14 protein-coding genes are annotated in these 12,226 nt (G+C 66.6%); 8 read left to right on the forward strand and 6 right to left on the reverse strand.

Translation table 11 applies throughout. The annotated features are described in order from the left end of the window. Positions 1-641, reverse strand: a 641-nt coding sequence (locus B9C43_RS56895) for a HAMP domain-containing protein (protein ID WP_160096782.1), incomplete at its 3' end; no start/stop codon positions are given. A gap of 217 nt (positions 642-858) precedes the next feature. Here B9C43_RS56895 and B9C43_RS28440 point away from each other — a divergent pair. Next, on the forward strand, positions 859-2,121 hold the full coding sequence (locus B9C43_RS28440) for a PP2C family protein-serine/threonine phosphatase (RefSeq protein ID WP_160096747.1): 1,263 nt from the start codon (positions 859-861) through the stop codon (positions 2,119-2,121). Here the strand turns inward: B9C43_RS28440 and B9C43_RS28445 are convergent. Continuing rightward, a complete protein-coding gene (locus B9C43_RS28445; protein ID WP_160096749.1) occupies positions 2,115-2,495 on the reverse strand; it encodes an STAS domain-containing protein in 381 nt (126 codons plus the stop codon). The genes B9C43_RS28440 and B9C43_RS28445 overlap by 7 nt on opposite strands. Positions 2,496-2,504: 9 nt before the next feature. Then, positions 2,505-3,521, reverse strand: a complete 1,017-nt coding sequence (locus B9C43_RS28450; RefSeq protein WP_084430048.1) for a YhjD/YihY/BrkB family envelope integrity protein — start codon at positions 3,519-3,521, stop codon at positions 2,505-2,507. An 83-nt stretch (positions 3,522-3,604) separates the two neighbouring features. Here B9C43_RS28450 and B9C43_RS28455 point away from each other — a divergent pair, with 83 nt between their 5' ends. Genes B9C43_RS28455 through B9C43_RS28460 form a run of 3 tightly spaced genes read left to right on the forward strand, consistent with a single transcriptional unit; the run spans position 3,605 to position 5,516 of the window. After that, on the forward strand, positions 3,605-4,153 hold the full coding sequence (locus B9C43_RS28455; RefSeq protein ID WP_051897095.1) for a hypothetical protein: 549 nt from the start codon (positions 3,605-3,607) through the stop codon (positions 4,151-4,153). Then, positions 4,150-4,818 carry a hypothetical protein gene (locus B9C43_RS57660; protein WP_200825725.1) on the forward strand — a complete coding sequence of 223 codons (669 nt, stop codon included), beginning with the start codon at positions 4,150-4,152 and terminating at the stop codon, positions 4,816-4,818. Before B9C43_RS28455 ends, B9C43_RS57660 begins: the two co-directional genes overlap by 4 nt. 50 nt (positions 4,819-4,868) lie before the next feature. Continuing rightward, positions 4,869-5,516: an HNH endonuclease family protein gene (locus B9C43_RS28460; RefSeq protein WP_200825726.1), complete on the forward strand. Its 648-nt coding sequence runs from the start codon at positions 4,869-4,871 to the stop codon at positions 5,514-5,516. Between the two features lie 9 nt (positions 5,517-5,525). On the opposite strand, the gene B9C43_RS28465 is transcribed toward B9C43_RS28460, so the two are convergent. Genes B9C43_RS28465 through B9C43_RS28475 form a run of 3 tightly spaced genes read right to left on the reverse strand, consistent with a single transcriptional unit; the run spans position 5,526 to position 7,575 of the window. Further along, positions 5,526-6,332 (reverse strand): maleylpyruvate isomerase family mycothiol-dependent enzyme, encoded by an 807-nt coding sequence (locus tag B9C43_RS28465; RefSeq protein ID WP_033390291.1) that lies wholly within the window; start codon positions 6,330-6,332, stop codon positions 5,526-5,528. After that, positions 6,329-7,012, reverse strand: coding sequence for a mycothiol-dependent nitroreductase Rv2466c family protein (locus B9C43_RS28470; RefSeq protein ID WP_235038883.1), 684 nt, complete (start codon positions 7,010-7,012; stop codon positions 6,329-6,331). The genes B9C43_RS28465 and B9C43_RS28470 overlap by 4 nt, the downstream gene beginning before the upstream one ends. Further along, positions 7,009-7,575, reverse strand: coding sequence for a TetR/AcrR family transcriptional regulator (locus B9C43_RS28475; protein ID WP_084430049.1), 567 nt, complete (start codon positions 7,573-7,575; stop codon positions 7,009-7,011). Before B9C43_RS28475 ends, B9C43_RS28470 begins: the two co-directional genes overlap by 4 nt. A gap of 100 nt (positions 7,576-7,675) precedes the next feature. On the opposite strand from B9C43_RS28475, the gene B9C43_RS28480 reads away from it, so the two are divergent. The 4 genes from B9C43_RS28480 to B9C43_RS28495 all read left to right on the forward strand — a co-directional run bounded on the left by B9C43_RS28480 (position 7,676) and on the right by B9C43_RS28495 (position 12,190). Then, positions 7,676-8,725 carry a sensor histidine kinase gene (locus B9C43_RS28480; protein ID WP_084430050.1) on the forward strand — a complete coding sequence of 350 codons (1,050 nt, stop codon included), beginning with the start codon at positions 7,676-7,678 and terminating at the stop codon, positions 8,723-8,725. Continuing rightward, positions 8,722-9,381, forward strand: coding sequence for a response regulator (locus tag B9C43_RS28485; RefSeq protein ID WP_084430051.1), 660 nt, complete (start codon positions 8,722-8,724; stop codon positions 9,379-9,381). Before B9C43_RS28480 ends, B9C43_RS28485 begins: the two co-directional genes overlap by 4 nt. Positions 9,382-9,480: 99 nt before the next feature. Continuing rightward, positions 9,481-11,493 carry an MMPL family transporter gene (locus B9C43_RS28490; protein WP_327223374.1) on the forward strand — a complete coding sequence of 671 codons (2,013 nt, stop codon included), beginning with the start codon at positions 9,481-9,483 and terminating at the stop codon, positions 11,491-11,493. A 55-nt stretch (positions 11,494-11,548) separates the two neighbouring features. After that, on the forward strand, positions 11,549-12,190 hold the full coding sequence (locus B9C43_RS28495) for a hypothetical protein (RefSeq protein WP_084430052.1): 642 nt from the start codon (positions 11,549-11,551) through the stop codon (positions 12,188-12,190). Positions 12,191-12,226: the final 36 nt, after the last annotated feature.

The following is a 12,226-nucleotide window of genomic DNA, read 5'->3' on the forward strand; positions in this document are numbered from 1 at the left end:
TTGAGTTCGAGGATCTCGCCACGAGCCCCGACGTTGATCTTCTGCGTCAGGTCACCCCGCGCCACCGCGGTCGCCACCCGCGCGATGTCACGCACCTGATCGGTCAGGTTCCCGGCCATCAAGTTGACCGAGTCGGTCAGATCACGCCAGATGCCCACACCACCCGGCAGCTGGGCCCGGCCGCCGAGGATGCCCTCGGTACCGATCTCCCGGCCGACCCTGGTCACCTCGGACGCGAACAGCGACAGCTGGTCGACCATCCGGTTGACGGTGTGCGAGAGGTCCAGGACGTCACCGCCGAGCGGCCTGCCGTCGATCTCCACCGGCATCCGCTTGGTCAGATCACCCTCGGCGACCGACGTCAGCACGTGGTTGATCTCGACAGTCGGCCTGGTCAGGTGGTCGATCAGCTCGTTGACGACCGAGGTCGCCACGCCCCAGCCGCCTGTGTCGTCCGTCGGACGCAGCCGCTCGTGCAGCACACCCTGGGTCGCGACGCTGTCGCGCACTCTCAGCAGCTCGTTCACCAGTTGCTGGTTACGCTCCGCGATCTCGTTGAACGCTGCGGCGAGGTGCGCCGAGCGACCGTCGCCTGTGGCGACGATCCGGCGGCGGAAATTGCCCTCACGCAGGTCTTCCATCGCGGCCAGCAACCGGTCCAGCGTCGTGTCCTCGCCATCTTGGCTCACAGAATCTTGGTTGATGTGCGTAGTCACGGCGACTGCTCCCCGGATCGAGGCGGCTTACAGGGCTTACCTTGCCATGTTTATCCACAGCCGTGGTGGCAGGTCACCGCATGCGTGGCGGCAGGCGCTACGGTTTAGAGACGTAGTTGCCGAAGCGTCAGCGAGGTGCGGGATGACCGATGCGGCGGCATCGGCCCGTCCGGCCGTTGCCCACCAGGGTGATGCGGCTTTCCTTGCCGAGGTGGGCGGACGGCTCTGCGGCAGCATGGACACCGACACGGCCGCGACGGTCATCGCGGAGCTCGCGAGCCCGGTCCTGGCCGAGCGCGCAGTCGTGTTGTTGCCCGCGTCGCGTGGTCGTTGGGAGTGGTGGAGCCACGTCCTGGACGGCCGGTCCACGCATGGCAAGGTCAGGAGACTGGCTCCCTCGATAGCGCCCGTGCTCGCCAGAGCCATGTTCGCGACGCAGCCCACGGTCAGAGTGTTGCCGCAGGCCGAGGTCGACGCCATTCCTGGCACGCTGGGCGAGATTCTCGCCAACTGCGCCGAGGTCAGCGTGGTCCCCCTGGTCGCGGCGAACGAAACCTCCGGCGTACTGATCTTGGCCCGCAGCGAGCCGCTGGCCGAGCAGGACACGCATGTCGTCAGGGAGTTCGCCGCGCGCGCCGGAGCCGCCCTTGGCGCGGCCGCCGTGCTGGGCAAGGCACGCGCCGCCATCGAAGGCCTGGAAACCACACTGCACCCGGCCGAACTGCCGAGTGTGCCCGGCGCCAGGATGGCCGCTTTCTACCGTCCCGCCGCCGGTCCGCTGCAGGTCGGCGGCGATTTCTACGACGTGCACCCGCGTTCGGACGGCACGTTGTTGTTCCTGCTCGGCGACGTGTGCGGCAACGGCCCCGAAGCGGCGGCGCTGACCGGCAGCATCCGGCACGCCCTGAGCGCGTTGCACCTGGTCGAACGGGAGCCGCAGCGGCTGCTGGACCTGGTCAACCAGACGCTGCTGGCCACCGGACGCAGCCGGTTCGCCAGCCTGGTGGTCGGTTCGCTGACCGCACGTGGCGCGGACACGATGCGCCTGGCGTTGGGGTCCGGTGGGCACCCGAGCCCGTTGGTGCTACGCGGGGACGGCCGCGTCGAAGAGGTGATCATCCCCGGCATGCTGGTCGGAGTGACCGCGAACGCGAAGTTCGGCCAGGAGTTCGTCGAGCTGCGCCGAGGCGACATCTGCCTGCTCTACACCGACGGCATCAGCGAGGCCCGTGGCGGGCCGAGCGGTGACGAGATGTACGGCGAGAGCAGGCTGCATGAGCTGCTGTCCAGCTGCGTCGGCCTCCCGATGGACACCATCCTCGCCAAGGTCGACGCGAGCGTGCGGGAATGGCTCGGCGGCAACGATCACGACGACATCGCGCTGCTGGCCATCCAGCCTTATTGAGCGGCCGGCGGCAACGGGGAACCGCTCAATGCGGCCAATGCATCCGGGACCGTCGGGTAGAGCGGCAGGACCTGCTCAAGACCGGTGATCTTCAGCGGGCGGATGATCGGTGAGGTACCCGCGACGATGCCCCATCTGATGTTGCGGCGCTCGGTCTCGTGATGCGTCTCCACCAGTGCGGAGAAGCCGAGTGAGCCCATGAACGTCACGCCGTCCAGGTTGAGCACGAAGGCGTTGCCGCTGGCCACGCCCTGTGCCAGGCCTTCACGGAACGCATCGGCCGATGAAAGGTCGATGTCTCCGGTCACGTGCGCGACGGTCACCGCCGACTCGTGACGTTCCAGCTGGATCTGGATCACGTCGCTGCCGGACACGATGTCTCCCTACTTGCGCGTTTTCCGTCGGATGGTTCGCTGAAGCCACAGCGCCACCACGGCGCCTGCCGCCACCAGCCAACTAGCAGCCGCCAGGCGCAGTGGAGGCGCCTTGGGCCCAGCGGTGGTGCCCCCAAGGTACCCCGCGCGTTGCTCCGGTTGGACCACCACCGGGGTGGCTTTCGGATCTTCCGCGGTCGCGATCCAGGTCGCCACCAGCAGCAAGAGCCGTGCGACGAGGTAGATGAACACCAGCAGACCGATGATCGACCCGAACGCGGCGGTGGTGGGGGAGCGGCCGAGCAGGCTCAGGTACAGGTTGGCGCCGATCTTGAGGATCTCGAAGCCGACAGCCGCGGCGAGCGCGCCGCGCACGGCCGAGCGGGTGTTGACCTTCGCGCGAGGCAGCCTGATCAGCACCCACAGGAACACCAGCCAGTCCGCGAAGATGGCCAGCGGAACGGACAAAAGTGACAACACCGTCCCCGCCCACGGCTGATCATCCATTCCCGTCCACCGCAGGACCGAGCTGTTGAGCCAGCTCCCGACGGCGGTCAGCGAGAAGGAGACCAACAGGGCGAGCGCCAAGCTGACCAACGCGAGCAGGTCCCACAGGATGGTCCGGAAGAACGGCAGCTGCGGACGTTCCAGGTCCCACATCGCGGTCAGCGCGTCACGCAGGGCGTTCATCCAGCCCCACCCCGCGTACAGGCCGATGACCAGACCGAACACACCGAGTGAGGCGCGCTGGGCTATGACGTTGTCATAAATCTCGGCCACGAAGCTGTCGAGACCCGACGGCAGCGCCTGGATGATCGTTATCCGCATGTCACGGGTGATCTCGTCGCTGTCGGCCAGGACGAAACCGGTGACCGACAAGCCGACCATCGTGATCGGCACGACCGACAGCACGCTGAAATACGTGATCGCGGCCGCGTACTGATAGGCGTTGTGGTCGATGTACCGATCGATCGTTCTGACCAAGTGGTCGAACCAGGCGTATCGGTTGCGCAGCCGCGTGAGCACCGCACGATTCTTGCCGACCGAGGTGTAGTGATCATCACCAAGGGCACCCTGGCGTCAAACCTTCGAGTCAAGGAGGTCTTTTCATGTCAACGGGTGCGATCATCGCCATCATCGTTCTGGTGGTGCTGGTGGCCGCCGCCGCGGTGTTCTTCTTAATGCCGCAGATGCGAAGCCAGCGGCTGCGCCGCAAGTTCGGTCCGGAATACGACCGGGTGGTCTCGAGCAACGGTGACCGGCGTGCGGCGGAGAAGGAACTGGCCGACCGGGAACGGCGGCACGCGGAGTTCGACCTACATCCCATCCCTCCGGAGAAACACGAGAAATACCGCGTCGAATGGACTCGGATCCAGGAGCGTTTCGTTGAGGCGCCGGTCGAGTCCGTGGCGCAGGCCGAGCGGTTGGTGAACGTCGTGGTGGCGGATCTCGGGTATCCGTCCGAGGGGTACGACCGTCAAATCGCCGATCTGTCCGTGGAACACGCGAACGCGGTCGAGCACTACCGGTCAGCGCACGACGTCCGGTCGCAGTCCGACGCGACAACGGACGACCTGCGCAAGGCCATGATCTCTTACCGCAAGGTGCTCGACGATCTGCTTGAGCACCGGCCGCGGAAGGCGGTGCAGCGCGCATGACGACCTTTGATCCCAGCAACCGCAAGCGCGACGAAGCTCAGCAAGTCGACCAGGCCGAAGTTCACGGGCGTGACCGTGCCCAGCAGGCCGACGACAGAGCCAGCCGTGCCGACGACGCCGACGCGCGGAGGCACGACCGGACCCGGCAGACCGACCAGGCTGACGTTCGCGGGCACGACCGGACCCGGCAGGCCGATCAGGCCGACGGCCGCCGAGACGACCGGACCCGGCAGGCCGATCAGGCCGACGGCCGCCGAGACGACCGGACCCGGCAAGCAGACCAGGCTGACGTTCGCGGGGACGACCGAACCCGGCAGACCGACAAGCCCGGCGTTCGTGCTGAAGAAGCCCGGACGCCGGAGACACGGACTCCTGGTGGTGTCGAGAACCAAGCCCCGGTGGCGGCGCGGTCGAAGCTGTTCGGAGAGACCGAAGCCGAGCAGTACCGGGTGCAGTGGCGTGAACTGCAGGCCAACTTCGTTGACGAGCCGCGTGCGGCCGTCCGCGAGGCGGAGACGTTGGTGTCCCAGATGATGGATGCGCTGACATCTCAGCTCAAGGAGCAGAAACGGGCACTGGAGGGCGGATCGGACAGGGACACCGAGCAGCTGAGGGTGGCGATGCAGCGCTACCGGTCGTTGTTCGACCAAATGTTGCAGGTCTAGTCCGGCGCGCCTGACCCGGCTCACGACTGTGATCGTTTTAGATCGCAGTCGTGAGCCGGACTCGTTCATCGACCGCGGCGGCGGCAGCGGTCCTGCTGCTGGTCGTGCTGGCCATCGCCCTGTGGTGGCTCAACAAAGCGGAGTCGACTGCCCAACCTCCGCCGAATGCGACGGCTCCGGCGGATCTGAACGCGTTGGTGGTGGCGCCGGCCGGCCCGATGAGCGGCTACAGCCGGGACAGGTTCTCGCACTGGGCAGGCTCAGGTGCGGGAGATTCCTGCGACACACGGGAAATCGTGCTCCAACGCCAGGGAACCGAGGTAGCGCGAGACGCCCAATGCCGTGCGGTGTCAGGAAAGTGGGTCAGCCCGTACGACGGCGTCGAGCTCCGCAAGGCCGCGGACGTGGACATCGACCACGTGGTGCCGCTGGCTGAAGCATGGCGCTCCGGTGCGTCGACATGGACAGACGAGCAACGCAAACTCTTCGCCAACGACCTGGGCAACCCGCAGCTGGTCGCGGTGACGGCGGCGTCGAACAGGTCGAAGGGCGACCAGGACCCTGGCACGTGGAAACCTCCCGCCAGGACCTACTGGTGCACGTACGCGAAGAACTACGTCGCGGTGAAAGCTTTCTACAAGTTGACGGTCGACACGAAGGAACGCGACGGTCTCACGACGATGCTGGCCACGTGCTGAGCTTCGCGATCAGATCGTGAACGGGAGTGCGAAGGCCACGTGTTCGGCCAGTTCACGGTCGCCTTCTGGTTCCGTCTGGCCGAAACCGAGCTCGACAGGGATTCGGCCACCGGCCATCCGGGTGAACACAGTCGACGACATCGTCAGTGTCGCGGTCGCCGGTCCGGGCAGCTGCGGGACCACGGCGGCACGGCCATCAACCTGGACGTGGATCTGGCGGGTGACCGGGCCGTCGAGGTCGAACGTGACCGATGAGCCTTGGGGTGCTTTGGCTTTCTTGCCGACGATGTACCCGAGTGCCAGCGTGATCTCGTCGATCGAGAGTTCCGCGGCGGAGCCCGCTTCGTTGCCCCTGCGGTCCACCGCTTCGCGGATGTCCTGCTCGTGCATCCAGCAGTCGAACACCCGGATCTGCATGAACCGTGCGTACGTGTCCTGACCGGCCGGTGTCCAGGATGGTGCGAAGAAGTCCTCTTCGGACATCGCGGTCAGCGCCTCTGCCCGTGTCGCGGTGATTTCGCGGAACCGGCGCAGGACTTCGGCGGGGGACTGGGTGCGCATCCACTCCACCCAGCATTCGTTCAACGCGCCGATGTCGTTGCGTACGTGGGAATACTTGCCCGGGTCCGGCTGGATGGGCGGCTGCTTGCCGGACAGGCCGAGCTCCGCGCCGACGATGTGCGCGACCACGTCCTGCACCGTCCAGCCGGGCAACGGCGTCGGCGCCGCCCACTGTTCCTCGGGCAGGTCGGCCAGCAGCTTGTCGATCGACGACCACTCGTCGATCAGGATTGCCACCCTCTCGGCCTTGGTCATGCCGTCCCTCCAGAGAAATCGATGATCTCGCCGCGGTTCACGCTCACCCAGTCACGGCCACTCAGATACGGCTGCAGCGTGCGCGCGATCAGTTCCTGGTCTGCTTGTGCCTTGGGGCGTTGCAGTTCGTAGACGTGTGGCAGGTCAGCCATGCCGGTGACCACGTTCCACAGCTTCAACGCTTCCTCTCCGCGTGGCGGATCGACCAGTACCGGGCCGAAAAGCGTTTGCCCGTCGGCGAAGAACAGCGTCGGCACGCCGAAGCCGCCCGCGTCGATGACGCGTTGATGATCCGCTCTTACTTCGTCATGCGTTGTCGGGTCGGCGATTGCCTCGTCGAATACCCGAGGGTTGTCCAACAGTCGGCGTGCGGCTGAGGGGTCGTGTGGCTTCTCGCCGCGCATGTGGAGTGCTTCGCCGACACGGGCATACCAGGTGTCGAGAGCGTCCATGCTGTGCCGTCGCAGCGTCGCGCCGATCCGCATCAGCGACCAGCCGTACGACCATTCCCGCTCCCACGGGTGCTTCTTGCCCTCGAAGCGGTTGACCTCCTCGAGGCTGAAGAAGCGCCAGTTGACGGTGATCCCAAGCTGCGCCCGGACGTCACGCAGCCATACCGAAGTCTGATAGGCGAACGGGCACATCGGGTCGAAATGGAAGTCCACAGTGGAGCGTGTCACACCGGCTCCTTCAGGTTGGCGCTGATCAATGCCCGCACACCGGCGGCGATCTCAGCGGCGGGCCGCAGCCGCACCTTGGCGATCAGGATCTGTCCCTGGATCTGCGCGAGAATCATCTGGGCCAGCTGCTCAGGCTCGACGCCGTCGCGCAGCTCAACTCGTTCACACGCGGCGACAAGCCGTTTCTCCCACCGGTCGAAGACGTGGGCGACATGGGCGCGCAGGTCGTCGTCGGTGGTGGACAGCTCGGCGGCGAGATTGCCGAACGGGCAGCCCACGATCCGGCCGAACCGTTCCTCGAACTTGCCTTGCACGAAGGCGACGGCGCCCGCGACCGCGTAGAGACCCTGCGACTCGGCCTCGTCGAAACGTTTGTCGAACTCGGCCGCGTGCAGGTCGATCACGGCCTTGGCGAGCTCGGCCTTGGACGGGAAGAAGTGGTAGAAGCTGCCTTTGTGCACTTCGGCCGCGGTGCACAGGTCACTGATCCCGACCGAGGTGTAGCTGCGGGTCAGGAACAACTTGGCTGCCGACCGGACGATCCGGTCCCGCGACACGACCATGCCCGGCACGCTAGCGCGCCCTTGACTGACCGGTCAACTAGATTGTCAACTAGGGGCTCACCCGGATGTCCCGACGGGTTTTCTCCAGCACACTCGGCGTGTGGTGGAGTGGACAAAGGACTCGTTGCTCGCCGGTGCTGTGCTGGCCGGTGTCCTTGTGCTGACGTACGTCAACGGCCCGGCACCGGACCCGATCGCCATCACGGTCATCGCCCTGACGTGCGCGACCTTGGTTTTCCGGCGCCGTTTTCCGATCTGGGTCCTCGCGGGCACAGTCGTGGGCTGCGGCATCTACTACCCGTTCGTCGGCAGCGCCGGCCCACTGCTCGTGACCTTCGTGATCGCCCTGTACTCGGTCGCGGCCGCCGGCCGGATCTTGGTCGCGACGGCCAGCGCGACGGTCAGCATGGCAGCGATCGTGCTGGGCGAGATCTACAGCCCGATCCGTCACGTGGACAACATCGCCCTGTTCATGCTTGTCGGTTGGCTCGTCGCGGTGATAGCGCTGGGCGCGGTCCGCAGCAGCCGGAGAGCCCTGGTGAGCGAGGCGGAGAAGCGAGCAACCGGGGACGAGCGCCTGCGCATCGCCCGTGAACTGCACGACGTCCTCGCCCACAACATCTCCCTGATCAACGTGCAGGCCAGCGCGGCACTGCACCGCAAGAACCGGGAAACCGAAGCCCTCGAAGCCATCAAACAGGCCAGCAAGCAAGCGCTCAAGGAACTCCGGGCGACGCTAGGCGTGCTGAGGCAGGTCGACGAGCAGGCCCCAACCACACCACCAGGCCTGGGCCAGCTGAAGGAACTGGTCGAGCGAACCAGGGCAACAGGCTTGCAGGTCACGCTCGACGGTGAACCCCGGCCGCTGCCACCGGAAGTGGACCTGGCCGCGTACCGGATCATCCAGGAAGCGCTGACCAACGTGACCAGGCACGCATCGGCCCAGGCCGTGAACGTCCGGATCCACTACGACGACAAGCACATGCGAGTGCAGGTCGACGACGACGGCCGAGGCGGCGAATTCATGACAGGCAACGGAATCCGAGGAATGACGGAACGTGCACGATCTCTCGGCGGCGACGTGACCGTCCGGGGGAGCACCGACGGAGTGCGAGTCGACGCCCGCCTGCCGATCGGAGCGGGAGAATGATCAAGGTACTGCTCGCCGACGACCAACGGCTCGTCCGCGCAGGCTTCAAGTCCATTCTGGACGGCGAGCCCGACATCGAAGTCGTCGCCGAGGCGGCCAACGGCACCGAGGCGATCGGCCAGACCCGTGCGCACAAGCCAGATGTCGTGCTGATGGACATCCGGATGCCCGAACTCGACGGCCTGGCCGCGACCCGCGAGGTCGTCAAGAACTCCGACGTCCGGGTGATCATCCTGACCACGTTCGACCTCGACGACTACGTCTACGGCGCCCTGCGCGGCGGAGCGAGCGGGTTCCTGGTGAAGGACACCGAGCCGATGGAACTCATCCACGCCGTGCGCGTGGTCGCCAGAGGAGACGCTCTGCTGGCGCCCGCGGTGACACGGAGGTTGATCGCCGAGTTCGCGGGCCGCGTCGCGCGCCCCGCCACGAGCCCGCGGCTGAATTCGTTGACCGAGCGGGAACGCGAGGTGATGACCCTGGTCGCGGCCGGGCTGTCCAACGACGAGATCGCCGCGAAGCTCGTGCTCAGTCCGGCAACCGCCAAGACACACGTCAGCCGGATCATGACCAAACTGGACGTTCGCGACCGGGCACAGCTCGTCGTGCTGGCCTATGAGTCGGCCATGGTCACGCCCGCGTGGATGTCAACCTAGGGTGTAGGGGATCGCCAGTAGGGAACAACTCCCGCGGTACGTCAACTGCCCCCTTCGGCCGGACGACCGCAACCTGGTGCGTAGCCGAATCTTTCCGGTGTGAACACACAGAAACTCAGCCGGTTCGAGCGGCTGGCGGGCTGGTCGCGACGGCACCGCTGGCTCGCGGTGATGCTCTGGGTGGTGGCGCTCGCCGGGATCACGCTCGCCTCGCAGGCGGTCGGCAGCGACTACCACAACGACCACTCCATGCCGGGCACAGAGTCCCAGCAGGTCGCCGACATGTTCCAGGGCCGCGACTCGGTCGACACGATCCAGGTCGTCGCCGAGGGCGACCTGTCGAAGTTCCCCGCTGTGCTGGACAATGTCCGTGGCCTGCCGCACGTCGCGCAGGTCCAGGAGCCTCAGGCCAGCGGGAACATCGCTTTCGCGACCGTCACGCTGGACGCCAAGGGCGTGCCGGACGAGGACATTCGCCGGATCATCGACACCGCACAGTCCACGGATCTGCGGGTCGAGCTCGGTGGCGAGCTCGTCCGCGGCGCCGAGGAATCGTCCGGCGGTGGCGCGGAAGGCGCGGGAATGCTGGCCGCGCTGGTGATCCTGGTGCTGATGTTCGGGTCACTGCTGGCCGCGGGACTGCCGATCATCACGGCGATCTTCGCGGTCGGTACGACCGTCGGGATCATCATTCTCGCGTCGCACCTGGTCGACCTGCCGGATTACGCGCCGCCGGTGATGATCCTGGTCGGCCTCGGTGTCGGCGTGGACTACGCGCTGCTGATCTTCGCCCGCTATCGCAGCGAGCTGCTGGCAGGTGCCGACCGTGACACCGCGGCGACCAAGGCGCTGGACACTGCTGGCCGGTCGGTGCTGTTCGCCGGATGTACGGTGATCATCGCGTTGCTTGGGCTCTTGGCTCTTGGTCTCGGATCGTTGCAGGGGCTCGCTTTGGCTGTGACGCTGACTGTCCTTTTGACACTCGTCGCGTCGTTGACGCTGTTGCCTTCGTTGCTTTCCCTGTTGGGCAGGCGGATCGAGAAGGCCGTCATGCGCCGGGCGCACAAGCCGCACGGTGACCGTTGGCGTGCCTGGGCTTCCATGGTGCAACGCCGCCCTTGGCCTGCCTTGGTCCTCGCGGTGGTCGCTTTGGGAGCGCTGTCGTTGCCTGCCTTGGGGATGCGGCTGGGTTTCGCCGATGCTGGGACGGAGTCGCCAAGTTCGACGTCTCGTCAGGCCTACGACCTGCTGGCCAAGGGATTCGGACCTGGCTTCAACGGCCCGCTCGTGGTCGTGTCACAAGGAAACGAGCCGAGGCTGCCCGAGGTACTCGCAGAAACCGCAGGCGTGGCCAAGGTTCTTCCGCCGCACCAGACTCCACACGGGACTGTGGTCATGCTCTATCCGACGAGTGCGCCACAAGACGCGGCCACCAACGATCTGGTTGTCCGGTTGCGCACCGAAGTGCTGCCCAAGCTGTCCGGGACTTTCCTGGTCGGCGGTGCCACGGCCGCGGCCGATGATTTCGCGTCGGCGGTCAGCGACCGGCTGCCGTTGTTCATCCTGGTCGTGGTGGGTCTCTCGGCACTGCTGCTGATGGTCGTGTTCCGGTCGATCCTGATCCCGCTCAAGGCGGCCGTGCTCAACCTGCTGAGCATCGGTGCGTCGATGGGCGTGGTGACGTTGGTGTACGGCGACGGGCTGTTCGGCGTCCAGTCAGGACCGATCGAGGCGTTCGTGCCGGTGCTGATCTTCGCGATCGTGTTCGGGCTGTCGATGGACTACGAGGTGTTCCTGCTGTCCAGGATGCACGAGGAGTGGCGAAGGACCGGCGACGCGGGTTTCGCTGTCCGGGAAGGCATGGCCAGCACCGGCGGGGTGATCACGGCCGCGGCCGCGATCATGATCGTGGTGTTCGGGGCGTTCCTGTTCAGCCCGGACCGGATGCTGCAGCAGTTCGGGCTGGGCCTCGCGGTCGCCGTGCTGCTGGACGCGGTCGTGATCCGGTGCCTGATCGTGCCTGCCGTGATGCGGTTGTTCGGCCGGGCGGCCTGGTGGCTCCCGCGTCCGATGGACCGCAGGCTGCCCCACTTGGCCCTGGAGCACGCCTGACAGGCGGCAGAAATACCCACCCGGAACGCCTGGGAGCTGTGCCTACCATCTGCGGATGGTGCCGGGGTCCGCAGAACGTGAGCTGCTCAGCAGCCCGCTGCGGTACGCCCTCGACACGGCCTCGGCGACGCTGCTGATGGTCGGGGCCGGTGTCGTGGCCAAGCGGGAACGGTGGCTGCGCGAGCAAGCCGCGCGTGACCTCGATGGAATTCGCGACGTCCTAGCGGGCGAGGACGACGTGGTGCGCGAGGTCTGCGCGGTGCTGGCCGGGCTGGCTGCCGGCTCGCTGAACCCGGGCGACCCCTCGACTCGGCGGCAGTGTTCGCTGGGTGCGGCCAAGATACGGCGCCTGTTCGCCGAGCGCGCCCCCGATCCGCTGCTGGACGAGCTGCGAGGCTGCATCGAACTGGCCGAACGCAATGGTGTCTCGGTCCGGTTCGCTGAGCGCGGCCAGCGTCCGACCGTGCCGCCGGACGCGCGGCGGATGCTCACCGAACCCGCGGTCGCGATGCTGGCGACCGCGGCGAGCACGGCACGAGTGACTGTTGTCGGTTCGGGGGAATCAGTGACCGTGAGCGTGGTCTCGGACTCGCCGCCCGAGGCCGTACCTGCGATTTCGTGTGTCGGGATCAGTGCGTCGACCGTCCGCAGCGGTACGCGGGTCTGGGTCGAGGTGACCTGGATGAGGGGTGAATGACTGTCACGCTGAGCGGTTGGTGATTCGTAACGTGGT

The organism is Kibdelosporangium aridum, assembly GCF_900176515.1.
GTDB lineage: Bacteria > Actinomycetota > Actinomycetes > Mycobacteriales > Pseudonocardiaceae > Kibdelosporangium > Kibdelosporangium aridum.